General features: G+C 37.0%; 12 protein-coding genes. 1 reads left to right on the plus strand and 11 read right to left on the minus strand.

The window, feature by feature from the left end; translation table 11 throughout:
• Window positions 1-131: 131 nt before the first annotated feature.
• A complete protein-coding gene (gene nrdA / locus HNR69_RS08595) occupies window positions 132-2,402 on the plus strand; it encodes a class 1a ribonucleoside-diphosphate reductase subunit alpha (protein WP_075294141.1) in 2,271 nt (756 codons plus the stop codon).
• Window positions 2,403-2,484: 82 nt separating this feature from the next.
• Here the strand turns inward: nrdA and pilW are convergent, their stop codons facing one another.
• The 11 genes from pilW to seqA form a co-directional block, all read right to left on the minus strand.
• On the minus strand, window positions 2,485-3,024 hold the full coding sequence (pilW, locus tag HNR69_RS08600) for a type IV pilus biogenesis/stability protein PilW (RefSeq protein ID WP_075294142.1): 540 nt from the start codon (window positions 3,022-3,024) through the stop codon (window positions 2,485-2,487).
• A gap of 30 nt (window positions 3,025-3,054) precedes the next feature.
• The gene (gene rlmN / locus HNR69_RS08605; RefSeq protein ID WP_012341220.1) at window positions 3,055-4,173 is read right to left on the minus strand and encodes a dual-specificity RNA methyltransferase RlmN; all 1,119 of its coding nucleotides are present in this window, start codon (window positions 4,171-4,173) and stop codon (window positions 3,055-3,057) included.
• A 252-nt stretch (window positions 4,174-4,425) separates the two neighbouring features.
• Window positions 4,426-6,429 carry a DNA polymerase III subunit gamma/tau gene (dnaX, locus tag HNR69_RS08610; RefSeq protein WP_075294143.1) on the minus strand — a complete coding sequence of 668 codons (2,004 nt, stop codon included), beginning with the start codon at window positions 6,427-6,429 and terminating at the stop codon, window positions 4,426-4,428.
• 30 nt (window positions 6,430-6,459) lie between these two features.
• Window positions 6,460-6,999 carry an adenine phosphoribosyltransferase gene (gene apt, locus HNR69_RS08615; RefSeq protein ID WP_012341218.1) on the minus strand — a complete coding sequence of 180 codons (540 nt, stop codon included), beginning with the start codon at window positions 6,997-6,999 and terminating at the stop codon, window positions 6,460-6,462.
• A 70-nt stretch (window positions 7,000-7,069) separates the two neighbouring features.
• Window positions 7,070-8,023 carry a lauroyl-Kdo(2)-lipid IV(A) myristoyltransferase gene (lpxM, locus tag HNR69_RS08620; protein ID WP_075294144.1) on the minus strand — a complete coding sequence of 318 codons (954 nt, stop codon included), beginning with the start codon at window positions 8,021-8,023 and terminating at the stop codon, window positions 7,070-7,072.
• 23 nt (window positions 8,024-8,046) lie between these two features.
• On the minus strand, window positions 8,047-8,820 hold the full coding sequence (locus HNR69_RS08625) for a TSUP family transporter (RefSeq protein ID WP_075294145.1): 774 nt from the start codon (window positions 8,818-8,820) through the stop codon (window positions 8,047-8,049).
• Window positions 8,821-8,828: 8 nt separating this feature from the next.
• Window positions 8,829-9,689: a penicillin-insensitive murein endopeptidase gene (mepA, locus tag HNR69_RS08630; RefSeq protein WP_178384274.1), complete on the minus strand. Its 861-nt coding sequence runs from the start codon at window positions 9,687-9,689 to the stop codon at window positions 8,829-8,831.
• A gap of 11 nt (window positions 9,690-9,700) precedes the next feature.
• On the minus strand, window positions 9,701-10,783 hold the full coding sequence (aroC, locus tag HNR69_RS08635) for a chorismate synthase (protein ID WP_011609360.1): 1,083 nt from the start codon (window positions 10,781-10,783) through the stop codon (window positions 9,701-9,703).
• A 15-nt stretch (window positions 10,784-10,798) separates the two neighbouring features.
• The gene (mscK, locus tag HNR69_RS08640; protein WP_075294147.1) at window positions 10,799-14,095 is read right to left on the minus strand and encodes a mechanosensitive channel MscK; all 3,297 of its coding nucleotides are present in this window, start codon (window positions 14,093-14,095) and stop codon (window positions 10,799-10,801) included.
• Between the two features lie 2 nt (window positions 14,096-14,097).
• Entirely contained in the window at window positions 14,098-15,504 is a 1,407-nt protein-coding gene (menE, locus tag HNR69_RS08645; RefSeq protein ID WP_075294148.1) for an o-succinylbenzoate--CoA ligase, read from the minus strand.
• Between the two features lie 2 nt (window positions 15,505-15,506).
• Window positions 15,507-16,061: a replication initiation negative regulator SeqA gene (gene seqA, locus HNR69_RS08650; protein WP_370505890.1), complete on the minus strand. Its 555-nt coding sequence runs from the start codon at window positions 16,059-16,061 to the stop codon at window positions 15,507-15,509.

A 16,061-nucleotide genomic window follows, 5' to 3' on the forward strand; every position in this document is an offset into this window, starting at 1 on the left:
TATTTTCTGTCAAGAATCATAGATGAAATTTATTACTTGAATTTTTCCATCCAACCCATTATCTTGTAGTCCATTTTTGATTTATAACTATATCTTGTGTTTTAACCATATCAGAACCTCTCGGAAATCCTATGAATAAAGCATTGATGGTCACAAAACGTGACGGAAACAAAGAACCTATTGATTTAGATAAAATCCACAGAGTCATTACTTGGGCGGCGGAAGGACTGGAAAATGTTTCTGTTTCCTTAGTCGAATTAAAATCGCATATTCAATTTTATGAAGGAATTCGCACTTCGGATATTCATGAAACTATTATTAAAGCCGCCGCAGATCTTATCAGTAAAGATAGTCCTGACTATCAATATTTAGCTGCTCGTTTAGCAGTGTTCCATTTACGTAAAAAAGCCTATGGACATTTCGAGCCGCCAAAACTTTATGATCATGTAAAAAAACTTGTGCGGATGGGAAAATATGATCAGGCGTTATTAACAGATTATACACGTGAAGAATGGGATGAAATGGATGGTTTCCTTGATCACTGGCGTGATATGACATTCTCCTATGCTGCTGTGAAACAACTGGAAGGAAAATATCTTGTACAAAATAGAGTAACAGGTGAAATCTATGAGTCTGCACAATTCTTATATTTGTTAGTCGCTGCAAGTCTCTTTTCAAGATATCCAAAAGAAACTCGTCTGGACTACATTCATCGCTTCTATGATGCTACGTCAACCTTTAAAATCTCTTTGCCTACGCCAATTATGGCAGGTGTGCGTACCCCGACTCGTCAGTTCAGTTCTTGTGTACTAATTGAGTGCGGTGATAGTCTTGACTCAATCAATGCAACAGCATCAGCCATCGTGAAATACGTTTCTCAACGTGCAGGCATTGGAGTTAATGCCGGTGCTATTCGTGCTTTAGGCAGTCCGATTCGTAATGGAGAAGCATTCCATACCGGTTGCATTCCATTCTATAAACATTTCCAAACTGCGGTAAAATCTTGCTCACAAGGCGGTGTTCGTGGAGGAGCGGCAACTGTCTATTATCCAATTTGGCACTTAGAAGTTGAAAGTTTATTGGTATTAAAAAATAACCGAGGGGTTGAAGACAATCGTGTTCGCCATATGGACTATGGAGTTCAACTCAATAAGCTCATGTATCAACGCTTAATTAAAGGGGGTGAAATTACTCTATTTAGCCCATCAGATGTTCCAGGGTTATACGAAGCATTTTTTGCTGACCAAAATAAATTTGAAATGCTTTATCTCAAATATGAACAAGATCCCGCTGTTCGTAAACGCAGTGTCAAAGCCGTTGAGCTATTTTCTTTATTAATGCAAGAACGAGCGTCAACCGGTCGTATTTATATTCAAAATGTGGATCATTGCAACACACATTCGCCATTTGATCCTGCGGTTGCACCAATTCGCCAATCTAATTTATGCTTGGAAATTGCCTTGCCAACCAAACCGTTGCAACATTTCCATGATGAAAACGGTGAAATTGCACTATGCACATTATCTGCATTTAACTTAGGTGCTCTTGAAAATTTAGACGAGTTGGAAGAATTAGCCGATCTTGCAGTCAGAGCATTAGATGCCCTATTAGACTATCAAGACTACCCTGTTGCTGCAGCAAAACGCAGTTCATTAGCTCGTCGCTCTCTTGGTATCGGTGTTATCAACTATGCTTATTATTTAGCAAAAAATAATGTTCGTTACTCCGATGGTTCAGCGAATGATTTAACACACCGCACTTTCGAAGCTATTCAATATTACTTATTAAAAGCTTCAATGAATTTGGCAAAAGAAATCGGTGCTTGCGAATACTTCCATGAAACCACTTATGCACAAGGGATCTTACCTATTGACACTTACAAAAAAGATATTGATAACTTAACAAAAGAGCCTTTACATTACGATTGGGAAGCCTTGCGTAAAGAAATTCAAGAATTTGGTTTACGTAATTCAACATTAACTGCATTAATGCCATCAGAAACCTCTTCTCAAATTTCTAATGCAACCAATGGAATTGAGCCTCCCCGTGGACATGTTAGTATTAAAGCGTCAAAAGATGGAATTTTAAAGCAAGTTGTTCCTGATTATGAGAATTTAGGTGAAAACTATGAGTTACTGTGGGATATTCCAAGTAATGATGGATACCTACACTTAGTTGGTATCATGCAAAAATTCATTGACCAAGCAATTTCAGCGAATACTAACTATGATCCAAAACGTTTTGAAGATGGTAAAGTACCAATGAAGGTTTTATTAAAAGATTTACTAACTGCTTACAAATATGGATTAAAAACCCTGTATTATCAAAACACTAGAGATGGTGCAGAAGATATGCAAGAAGATCTTGATGACGCTTGTGCAGGAGGAGCTTGTAAAATCTAATTACATCAAAAAATCATAATATAATAAAAATGGCAAGAAGACAGTCTTGCCATTTTTGATCTTTCAACTCACGCTAACTAAGCTAAGAAACTTTCTTTATTTCCTCCGCTCTTTTGGGATCAATATTCTTCAGTAACTGTAAAAATTTCTGATAACGTGGAATATTATGTTCCGCCTCTGCACAAATTATGATATTTGCATAGGTATCCGCTTGCTGATAATAATTAGGCGTAGTAAGTGCCTGCTCGAATAACTCATAAGCACGAGCAAATTCGCCCTGACTACATAAAAATGCACCATAATTATTTTTCACATCACCTTGCGACTTATCCAAACTGATAGCTTTTTCATAAGAGGATTTCGCTTGCGAAATATCACCTTGCAATTGATATAAATAGGCAAAAGCCGAATGTACCAAATAATAGTCAGGTTGATAGAATAAAGCTTTATCAAAATTAAGTTTTGCTTGAGAAAAATTGCGTAATTTTAAATAACCTAAACCTAACTCAATTCGTGCTTTTGCAGCTTGTTGCTTATTAAAGCGAACAGTTATAGGCTGAGAAACGCAAGCAGAAAGAAAAAGAGAGAATATAATAAAAGTAAATATAGTCCGATATCGCATTAGTTTTCTCTCCTTATACATTAAAAATAGTTAATAAATTTGATGAGTGCCGATTTCTTTTCCAAACCGTTTTTTCTGTGCCGTACGCTTTGTTCTATCTATCACATCACCAGCAAGTTGACCACATGCCGCATCAATATCATCACCTCTTGTTTTGCGTAAAATAACTGTAAAACCATACTCCATCAAAGTTTTTTGAAAACGATCTATACGTGTATTTGAGCTTTTAGCATAAGGTGCATCCGGAAACGGGTTCCAAGGAATTAAATTAATTTTGCACGGTGTATTTTTCAAAACCTCTGCCAATTGATGTGCATGTTCAGTCCCATCGTTAATATGATCTAACATAACATACTCAATGGTTACCTTACCGTGATTTGCATTGGAAACATTTAAATAGCGATTAACACTCTCCATCAACATTTTAATATTATATTTTTTATTAATAGGCACGATTTCATTACGCAATTCATCATTCGGTGCATGCAAAGAAATAGCCAATGCCACATCAATCATTTCACTCAGTTTGTCTAGTGCCGGAACAACACCGGAAGTGGATAAAGTCACTCGACGCTTAGATAAACCATAAGCAAAATCGTCCAACATAATTTCCATTGCCGGTACAACGTTAGCTACATTCAATAATGGCTCTCCCATTCCCATCATGACCACATTTGTAATAGGACGAACACCGGTAACACCGAAATTACCGATAATTTTTGAAGCTCGCCAAACCTGTCCAATAATTTCAGATACAGTTAAATTGCGGTTAAAACCTTGTTGAGCCGTTGAACAAAAAGTACAAGCTAATGCACACCCTACTTGTGAAGATACACATAACGTAGCACGATCCGTTTCGGGAATATAAACGGTTTCTACCTGCTGATCTCCTACTTGCATTGCCCATTTGATCGTACCGTCAGCTGAACGTTGCTCAACTGCAATTTCCGGAGCTTTAATTTCAGCAACAGTTTTTAATTTTTCACGTAATTTTTTATTAATGTTAGTCATATGATCGAAATTATCTTCACCAAAATGGTAAATCCATTTAACTAACTGATCTGCTCGAAAAGGTTTTTCACCTAACTCCTGAAAAAATGCTCGCATTTGCTGACGAGTTAAATTCATTAAATTAATTTTGTCCGACATTTATTATTTATTGCCCCGTTATTACACCTTATGGCATTCATTGATGATCAAAAAGAGGCGGAGATTGTACTTTGTTCAATAGGATTAATCTAGCAATTTTCTTGTATTTGGGAAAAGAGAATTTGTCATCAAAAAACATTTATGCGATCCGGATCGCAAATAAAGAAAAAGTGCGGTCGATTTTTAGCTTTTTTCATCATTATATAATCATTGCTCAAAGCTCAAGACAATATCTAAATCGTAGTAAAAATGTCAAATCGGTCTAACACTATCCAAATCCAGCGTAGCGGCAAATTCTTTTTCTAATAATTTTAGGCTGTTATCTTCTTGTAACGCTTTTTTAGCTTGCTCATTAAACTCTTGATAAACTAAGTTTTGATAATATAAAGGAGTGGCTAAATTTTTATCGTCAGTAGGTGTGATTAATAACTGAATATCACGTTGATAGAAATCCGATAATGCTTGCTTTAATTCTTTATGACAACGATCTAACAAATGCTGTTTATCAGACATTAAGGATAAAACGATCTGATCCCCCGATTGATTTAATAGAACGGTATTTAACGCCATGTCTTTTGTCATACCTCTCAAAGGTAATTGCTCAATGATCCGAGTCCAATCATCTCTTTCTTGTGCCGTAGCAATTATACGTTGTATGAGCTCCGGAGAAGCTTGTTCTAAAATAGCTTGCTTTATTTCAGAAGGACGAATAGCCTTTTCCTCAACCGCCATTTCCGGATTTCGCCATTCCCAACGATAATTCTCAGCACTATCCTCTTGAATTTCATCACTTCTATGATCACTCTTATCAATGACAGTAACCGTCTTAAGTGCATTATCAACATCTTTAGGCACAACATTTAGAACAGGAAGTGCGGAGATATTTTCAGTGTTTTCTCTTAAAGAAATATCATGAATATTATCTATCGGCGAGTTTTTTTTTTCGCTATCTGAATGATCACTAGGTTGTGACAACTGTTCTAACGCTTCTAAAGCACTTAAAGCTGTTGTACTTAACTTAGTATCGACCTTATCTGCTATCGTTGGTTTACGAATGAGATTTTGCGAAGGTAATTGCTCGGCAACAGAAACAACGGGCATCTCAACTAAAGGCGGTTGAACAATATTTTGTGATTTTTGCACCGCACTTTGTTCTATTGGTGCTGCTGAAGAAGGACTAATGAACTTAGGGTGAAACGCTAAGGATCGCAACAAAATCATCTCGGCACCAATACGATGATTGGGGGCAGATGCTAATTCTTTACGCCCGCTAACAATAACCTGATAAAAAAACTGTACATCTTCCGGCGTAATATGTTTAGCTAAAAATCCAAGCGAGTTTTCTTCATTTATTTGCTGTGGCAGAAGTTGTAGCATGGCAATTTGATGCAATTTTTCCGCTAAAGTTACCAGTAACTTATCCCAATCAGCACCTTTTTCCGCTACAGCTTGAATTGCCTTCATTAACATTTCACCATTGCCTTGCTGTAACGCATATAAAATATCAATAGGCTGATTGTCATCCAATAAGCCCAGCATGATACTTACTGTATCCAAACTTACATTAGCGTTGCCCATAGCAATAGCTTGGTCAGTTAAACTTAAACTGTCTCGAATACTACCTTGTGCAGCTGTTGCCAATTTTTCCAAAGCAGGATATTCAAAAGGAATATTTTCTTGTTGTAAAATAAATTCTAAATGCTGTGCAATTTGTTTTTCTGATAAAGCTTTTAGATGAAATTGCATGCAACGTGAGAGGATCGTAATCGGTAACTTTTGCGGATCTGTTGTTGCCAATAAAAATTTTACGTATTCAGGCGGTTCTTCCAGCGTCTTCAACAACGCATTAAAAGAATGACGAGAAAGCATATGCACTTCATCTATCAGATAAACTTTATAGCGACCTTGAGTAGGCTTATATTGCACGTTATCAAGCAACTCTCTGGTGTCTTCTACTTTAGTTCGTGAAGCAGCATCAATTTCAATTAAATCAATAAAACGACCTTCCTCAATAGCCTTGCAATGCTCACATTCACCACAAGGTTCTGCCGTAACCCCCCTAATACAATTCAGACCTTTGGCAAATAAACGTGCAATAGAAGTTTTTCCAACGCCTCTAGTGCCAGAAAACAAATAGGCATGGTGCAAGCGATTTTCGCATAACCCATTAGAAAGTGCGGTCAAAATATGCTCTTGACCCACAACCTCAGAAAAAGTTTTAGGACGCCATTTCCTTGCTAATACTTGATAACTCATTGCCTATCTATCTCTATTAATTTGAAGAAATTAATGACCTGAAAATTCGACTAAAGTAAATGGCTCCACACCAAGTTCACGTAAACGAACCTCACCACCGAGATCCGGCAAACTAATAACAAAGGCGGCATGCTTAACTTGACCTTGTAAACGCTCTACCAGTTTTACAGTCGCTTCAATAGTTCCACCAGTTGCTAATAAATCATCAATCACAAGTACATTATCACCGGCTTGAATAGAACTTACATGCATTTCTAAAGTATCTTGCCCATATTCCAACTGGTAAGATTGTGCGATAGTTTCACGAGGTAATTTGCCCGGTTTGCGTACCAAAATAAAGGGAACATTTAACGCCAAAGCAACAGGCGCCCCAAAAATAAATCCCCGGCTCTCAGTACCGATCACTTTAGTAATTCCTTTACTTTTATATCGCTCAATAATTAAGTCAATTGTTGCTTGAAATGCCTCAGGTACTTCAGTAAGGCTGGTAATATCACGGAAAATAATTCCTTCTTTGGGGTGATTTGGAATAGATTTAATAGAGGATTTAATCAATTCTAATTTATTCATTTTATTCCCTGATTCTATGAGAAAAGTTTATTCAACAAAACGGCACAAAGTTTAGCACAAATTGCCCAAGCTAACGATAAATATCTTCATTATCTTTGCGGGTTTTTAATAAGCGTAAAATCCAGACATATTGCTCCGGTGTTGGAGTAACAAAGTATTCGATTGCTTGATTCATCATTCTCGCCGATTGTTCTGGATCTTCCGTTAATTCTAAAGGTGCACAAATTTCTATTTCATACTTCCCACGTTGTGCGTTATAACGTGGAAACATCGGAATAACAACAGCTTTTGCCAACCTTGCCATTTTATTTAATCCCGGCAAAGTGGCTTTATAAGTAGCAAAAAAATCAGCGTAAACACTCAATTCCTCACCATAATCTTCATCAGGTAAATAGTAGCCCATTTCACCTTTCTTTACATGATTAAGAAAAGGCTTAATTCCATTTTGACGAGCATGCATTTTTCCACCGAACCGCTGACGAGTCATCGTCCATAACCAATCCACAAGAGGGTTTTGATGTGGGTTATACATAGAAGTCATCGCTATTCCTTGTGCATGTAAAATGATCCCCGACGCATCAATTGCCCAACCATGTGGCACCATTAAAATAATATTTTTTCCTACCGCTCTTGCCTGCTGAACATGCTCTAACCCTTTAAACTCACTACGTTTTTTCAGGTGTTTTTTTGAACGTAATGCAATTTCACCGATCCCAAGCATCACTTGAGTAACAGTAATAAACATATTTTCAATCACTTCATTACGCTGTTTTTCTGACCAATGCGGAAAACAATAACGCAAATTGACATCAGCACGATGTCTCTGTTTCTTCGCTTTACGAGCGATAATTCTACCCAATTTTGTCGCCAATTTATCTCGCCAGCGAAAAGGAACAAAAGCTAAAATTAATAAAGCAAAAATACCGAGCCAAATACCCCAATATTTAGGCAATAAATAGAACCAAGAGTAATGAGGTTGATATCCGACCCGTGCGGTTAAACGTAAATCATTATTTTCTGTCATGTTTACTCCAATAATTCATCGGTTTACCAGCTAAACCAAGCTTGCTCATAAGCCATTTTAACCGTCATAATAAAAGACATTAATACAACCATAGGACGAATTAAGGTTTTTCCTTTTGTTAATACCATTTTAGCGCCTAAATTAGCACCAATAAATTGCCCAAGCATCATGACCAAGCCCAACTTCCAAAAAATTTGGTCTCCAAGTAAGAAAAAAAGCAATGATGCAATATTCGAAGTAAAATTTAACACTTTTGCATGTGCCGTTGCTTTTGCTAAATTAAAACCGAGTAAACTTACACAAGCAAGAGTCAGTAAAGAGCCTGTTCCGGGACCAAAAAAACCATCATAAAAACCAACTGTCAGACCGATACTGAATGCAAATAAACTATAAGAAATACGGGGTTGTCTATCCTTATTACCAAGTGATGGAGTCAATAAAAAATATAAGCCAATAATCAAAACCAAGAAAGGCAAAACTTTCTTAATTAAGATTGCATCAACACTTTGGATAGATAAAGTGCCTAATGCAGCCCCCAAAAAAGTCATGACAATAATCAACAAAAAAGCACGCAAATCTACCGCTCTTTTGCGTAAAAAATATAAACTTGCAGAAAAAGAACCGCCACAAGCCTGTAATTTATTCGTACCAAGTGCCAATGCCGGCGCCATACCAGTCATCAATAGTGCAGGAATAGTAATCAAACCGCCACCACCTGCCATGGCATCGATAAAGCCGGCTATCATAGCGACCAAAAACAAAATTAACATTAGTTGAAGAGTAATTTCTACTATCATATTTATTCCTATTCTAACCACTCATGACGATTTGGTGCACTTATTAACTGTTGACAAAGAAAAGGGGCTTCCGGCACCACTTTTTTGGGCTTAAATTCACTTGGTTTAGCAGGTTTAAACCAAGAATAAAGTTCTTCACCGCATCCCTCTCCCGCTGGAATTGGCAATTGATTTTCACAGTATTTAGCATCTTTTGGACAAGTTAAACGCACATGGAAATGACTATCATGCCCAAACCAAGGGCGAATTTTTTGTAGCCAATTTCTATCACCTTTTACTGTTTGGCATAATTTCAACTTAATCGCAGGATTTACAAAAATTCGGCTGACCTGTAGATCTTGAGCAGCTAAACGAATCAGATTTTCATGATCTTTTGACCACAATTTATCAATGACTCTCTGTTTTTTTCGGTCAACAACCAACAGTCCCATTCCACTTGGATCTTGTGCATCTTTAGCCGAAAGTTTACCTAAACGCAACCAAATATCTGCATCAAGTCCCATTTGATGACTGGCATGTCCTGTTAAAAATCGTCCTCCTCCCGGCATAGCAATATCACCGATTAAAATCGTTGGAAGACCTTCCTGTTTTGCTTTTTTACCGAGACGTTGCAAATAAGCAATCATATCGGGATGTCCATAATAACGATTTTTATTAGTACGAATAACTTGATATCCCTCGCCATTAAAGGGCAATGCTTCCGCACCAATAAGACAGCCATTATTATAACTTCCTATAGGCATTGCCTCACCATGAATAGGTCGTTTCACTGATTGCCAATATTGTGGATTGGCACTTAATATCTGAGTGAAAAAAAGTGCGGTAAAAAAAACCGCAGTTTTCAGCATTAACTTTACCTTTCTTAACATAGTTATGTGTTCTATTTACATTGTGCTTTAAAGCGTAATAAATGATCCAATAAAACAATAGCCATCATCGCCTCAGCAATTGGAACAGCTCTTATTCCCACACAAGGATCATGCCGTCCCTTAGTAATCACGTCAACAGGCTCATTATTTAAATTCACTGAACGCCCTACAACGGTAATACTCGAAGTAGGCTTTAACGCAATGGTAGCGATAATCGGTTGCCCAGAGCTAATCCCGCCCAAAATACCGCCGGCATGGTTGGAACAAAACCCCTCCGGTGTCATTTCATCACGATGTTCCGTTCCTTTTTGTTCAACAACTGCAAAACCGTCACCAATTTCGACCGCCTTTACCGCATTAATTCCCATGAGAGCATGAGCTAAATCCGCATCTAAACGATCAAAAACAGGCTCGCCTAAACCGACAGGCACATGTTCAGCAACAATAGTTAATTTCGCCCCAATAGAATTTCCTGCCTTTTTCAATTCTCGGATCAATTCATCAAATTTTTCCACCGCACTTTCATCGGGACAAAAAAATGGATTGCTATTTACTTTCGCCCAATCAATTTTACTCACATCGGCTACCACTTGCGGATCAATTTTTATCTCACCGATTTGTGATAAATAACCTCGTACTTCAATACCAAAATACTCACGCAAATATTTTTTAGCAATTGCCCCCGCAGCTACACGCATCACTGTTTCACGTGCAGAAGATCGCCCTCCGCCACGGTAATCACGTAAACCATATTTTTGCTGGTAAGTAAAATCAGCATGCCCCGGACGAAAACGATCTTTTATTTCACCATAGTCTTGCGAACGTTGGTCGGTATTTTTAATTATCATACCGATACTTGTTCCTGTGGTTTTTCCGTCAAACACACCGGACAAAATTTGTACTTTATCCTCTTCACGGCGTGGCGTAGTATATTTTGAAGTTCCCGGTTTACGACGGTCCAAATCCGGCTGAATATCATCTTCGGATAAAGCAAGTCCGGGCGGCATACCGTCTACAATGCAGCCCAACGCAATACCATGGGATTCTCCAAATGTCGTTACCCTGAAAAGTTGCCCAATACTATTTCCCGCCATATTTTTTTATTCCTTTTATCTTTGTAAATTCTCTGAAAGTACTTTTACTTCTTCATTTGTTGTTTGATTTTTAATAAATACATCCAACTGATTAAATGCAATTTCAATATTATGTTGTGCAAATAGTTCATTAATACGACGATTTAAAAAGTCTTGTGTAGTCATACGATCTGACAATTTACCCACATAAACCCGCAATTCGTGATCTAATGTACTTGCACCAAACGCTATAAAATAAGCAGACGGTTCCGGTTCTTTTAAAACCGTAGGTGTTTCATACGCTGCCTGCAACAACAACTTACGAACCAATTCTAAATCTGAACCGTAAGCCACACCGACACCAATCACAACACGAGTCATAGAATTGGTCAATGCCCAATTCACAATTCGCTCTGTTACAAAGGCTTTATTGGGTACAATAACTTCTTTCTTATCAGAATCGATAATTGTTGTGGAACGAATTCTAATTTTTGACACAGTTCCTGAAAAATTGTCAATTGTTACAAAATCACCAATCCGAACAGGACGTTCAAATAAAATAATGATACCTGATACAAAGTTAGCAAAGATCTCCTGTAAACCAAAACCTAAACCAACAGAAAGTGCGGCAAATAACCATTGTAATTTTGACCATGACATACCCAAAGTAGAGAATGCCATAGCACTACCGATTGCAATGATAAAATAAATCAGTAAAGTTGTTATGGTGTAAGGTGTTCCTTGTGAGAAATTAACTCTTGAAAAAATTAATACTTCCAATACCCCACCAATATTTCGCACTAAAGCATACGTGATGCCTAAAATAATCAGTGCTAATAACAAATTCCACAGGGTAATAGTTTCAATAACTGTACCAACTTCTGTTATGGCAGTTTGTTTCCATAACGTTACGCCTTCCAAATAATAAGCTACCGTAATTAAATCAGACCAAACCCAATAGAACATACCGATTAAGCCGACGAGTAAAACTAAATCCATCACTCGCAAAACTTGATCCTTAACGGCTGAAATTGCTAAAACTTCCTCTTGTGTATTAAGGTTAAACTCTTCTTTATCCACCACATCTTGAGATTGTACCTGTGTTTTCTTTTGTTTTTCTTGCAAACGACGATAAGCTAAACGACGAGCAGAAATAGTAAATCCTCTATACACTATATTGCGAATTACTATCCATATCATCAAAGCAAAATAAGAAGACATCAAATGATCCATCAAATTTAACGTAGTGTAGTAATAACCTAAAACTACCAACACAATGAGAATAATAGGAGAGAGTAGCAACACAATACGGAAAACTTTTAGGAAAGGTTTTTTTTCTGAGTTTTTTTCATAAGCTTGGACTGCATAACGCATACGAGGTCCAATAATAAACAGTGAAATAACTAAGACCGCAATTGTCATCAATTGACCAATCACATCATTAGCAATTCCTCCATCTAAATAAGTAAACATAGAGGCATTAAGCCAAAGAACAGTAATCCATACTGATCGTTTCATCACATTGGAAAAAAGCTCTACATTATATTTAGGCATACTAAAATGACGATAAGCAAGGCCATTTGGGCGTAACATCGCTAACATAAAAGCGAAAAGCCACCAATAACCCGACATTCTTACTGACCACAACCAGAATTTTTCAGGATCATTAAAACAAATAAAAGTAATAACAATTAAACCGACTAAGACAACTAACGTCATCGGTAAACAAAGAATAATCGTCCAAAAAACAGCTTCCGGAGTGTAAAGCTGTCTATCTTCCTGTAACGTATTAATTTTGCTATTAATATAATTCAACCGTTGCTTAATTTTTTCTTTACGCCAAGAAATAAAAAAGGCGATGGATAAAAGGAAAACAATTAACGCAGTGGCAGAAATAATATTATCTTGCCAATTGTTGAAATTAAATTGCGTACGAATATCCTCCAATTCTATTTTTAGTAGTGAAGGAAAATGCTTAACCCAATCCAAATCAATAGGTGTATTACTCTTAACCCAGAAACTTTGTTGTTGGAGTTTTTCTTGTAAAGTATCACTAATTAAATTGACTTGTTTTTGATTTAATTCAATATTGATTGAAAGATTGAGTTGATCATTTAAAATAGACACCAAATCAGAAATACCCTTCTGACGCTCCCGTAAAATTTTGCTGAGCTGTGCGTGTTCAGCTATTCCAAAAGTAACCCCTTGCTTTCTTTCTATATTGGAAATATAACCGTCAATATCATAAAGGCTATCTCTTAACTCCGTTAAATCGAAAATTTTCACACGTAAATCGGCAATTTGATTTGATAATCCTGTAATCATCCTATCGTGCGGTAATAATTGCTTTTGCTTATTAATAATTCGAGATAAAACTAAAGTTCCCTGTAAAGCACTAATTTGTTCATTAATATTACGTTCAGTTTGTTGCAAATTATCCAAAACAGATTTAATACGCAAATTGTCTTGCGACAAAGCGTTCAGCTTAGTTGTTTGTTCCACTAAATCTTGTCCAATCTGAATATTAATTTGTTGTTGCTGAACTAATAACGGATTACCCTCTGCTTCCTTTTGAGTTTGTTTTAGTTGCTCCACATGTTGCTCAGTTTGCACTAATTTACGTCGATTAATTTCTGTCTGTAACGCAGTTTGCGTAGCTTGTAAATGCTGTTGGACAAGATTTTTCAATTCCAATTGCAAAGTATAAAGTGCGGTGAGTTCATTATTCCCTTGTAATACAGTTTGATTGTAGTCATTTTGTAATTCAATTAACGCACTTTCTGTAGCTAATTTATTTTGCTCCTCAGGTGCAATATCAACACTAAAAGACAATTTATCAATTTCTTGTGTACGAACAATATTGGCACTTAACGCACTTTGTGCCCGCTCTGTTGCAGAATGTTGATTAACTAACTGTGCATTAGCTTGTACTAAATCAGCTTGAACTTGTTGTAATTCGGATTGTATCTTTGCTAAGTTATCCTCTAATTGCTCGATGGACAAATTATCAAAATCACGAACAACAAACGCCTCTTTTAATGTAGTGATTTCCTCTCTGATGTTTTTTTGCTCATTTGGTGCATCTTGAATCAGTTTTTGTAACTTTAGATTGTCTTCTTTCTGTTTTGCTATTTTTCCTAAGAGAAACAATGTTTCTTCCAAGTTTTGCACCGCACTTTTATCTTCTTGCTGGGGGTGTTCGATTTTTTTAATCTCATCAAGTCGCATCTTTACATCATTTTCGGTCAAAATTGCTCCTGCCAGTGCAAACTGAGCTAAAGAGAATAAGCCAATCATGACAACTTGTTTGAATTTATTTTTTATCTTCTTCATACTTACTTTCCTAATAAACGAGTTAGCTCAGACTTTAACTGATGACGAGAAATTTTGATATTTCCTTGTGATTGCAACAGCAATGGAAAATATTGAATAGGTTGCTTAAACTTTTCCAATTTATCCGCTAACCAAATATGTAATTCATGTACTGCCTGTTCAGAAAAAACATCGTGAAATTTAATCATTGCCACCGGTCTTTGTCCGAATTCAACATCATCAATGGGCAATACAAAAACCTGTGCAACCGTTTCATTCTGTCCAATAATTTGTTCAATTTCTTCCGGTTGAATATTTTCCCCACCGGAGATAAACATATTATCTAAGCGTCCTAAAATGTGCAATTCATTATCTTGCCAAATACCTTTATCTTTTGTGGCAAACCAACCCTGTTCATTCAGTAAAGAACAAATTTTACCTTGTTGCCAATAACCCAAAGCAAGACCGGCACCTCGTACCCAAATCTCATCACAAACTAACCGCACTTCACGCCCCGCTAACGGCTGCCCTACTCCACGTTTACCATCACTCAATTTTGCACAAACCGTTGAAGCCATTTCTGTCATACCGTAGCCGGTGTAACTTTTTATACTGTATTGTGCCAACTTCTCAGTCAACTGCGTAGGAATTTGCGTACCGCCTAACAAAATATGCTGTGTGTAACGTGGGAGAGTAGGATTTTGTTGCCAATAATCGAATAAACGTTGAAGTTGCGTCGGTACTAACGAACAATGACTTGCCTGACTAACAGAAAAATAAAAATCCTCTTGCGGTAAATGCAATTCTGCACCGCTTACCAACCAACGCCAAATAATCCCCTGTCCGGAAACATGAAATAAAGGCAAAGATAAAAGCCAACTGTTTTTTGCACTGAATTGGGTTAACTCACAAACGCCAATCGCATTATCTAAATGCCCCTGCAAACTATGTACAACCGCCTTCGGTAAACCACTTGATCCTGAAGTTAAAGTTAAAGTTGCCACAGCCTGCAAATCCATTTTAACTTCAGTTTCAGGTAAAACATCTACATATTGCGTACAGTCGCTCACAGAAAGTGCGGTCAAATTTTGCATATTTTTAAACAGGAAAGCAGTCCTATTAAAAATAAAATCACATTGATAACATTCTGCGATATGCTGAATTTTATCGGCAGGAAAACTCGGATTAACACCTAAAACTCTTGCTCCCAACTGAATTGTTGCCAAATAAGCCAACAATAATGAAAAATCATTTTTACCACATAACAACACGCCCGAACCTGCTTTAACACCTTGTTGCTGAAAAAGTAGAGATTGCCGATTGATTAAAGAACAAAGTTGTTGCCAAGTAAAGACTTCACCTTGCGAGTTTCGCAAGGCTATTTTTGATTGAAATAAGGGAGTGAGTGCATATTTATGCCAAAAGAACATCGCTAATTCGTCACAAAAAAAGATCTAACTTCTTCAATAAGTTCTTGTGGTAAATGCATAGATTGCATCGCACTTTCCAACATCAACATTTTTCGACCGCTATTAGTATTAGTGATCACCCAAAACGGAGTGTCGGGAATTTGTTTCGGTTTTGTATGGTTACCCGCTACCAGTAAAGTAGCCTCATCACGTGCGAAATAAACTCTTGTGCGACCTTGCAAACTTTCCGTTGCCAATGCAAAACTTTCCGGATTAGTGCGGTAAAGTGTACGCAACAAGCTCAAAAAACGCACAACAGCTTTCGTTTCTTGCTGGAATTCTTCTGAATATAAAAGATTTCTTACTTTATCAACAATTTTCTGAATAGCTTCATCAGACTGCTTTTTGACAGGAATATTTATTAATTCGTTCGTTTGAACTTCCTGTTCGCTTTCTATACAAGTGTTTGGTAAAATCGCTTCTGTAGATACATTTTCCGAATTTTGTACCGCACTTGCTACGTTAGAATAAGGAAGATTTAACAAACGGCGTAAAATATCAGACGCACTTTCACCGAT

The sequence above is a fragment of the Histophilus somni genome, from assembly GCF_014202395.1.
Lineage (GTDB): Bacteria > Pseudomonadota > Gammaproteobacteria > Enterobacterales > Pasteurellaceae > Histophilus > Histophilus somni.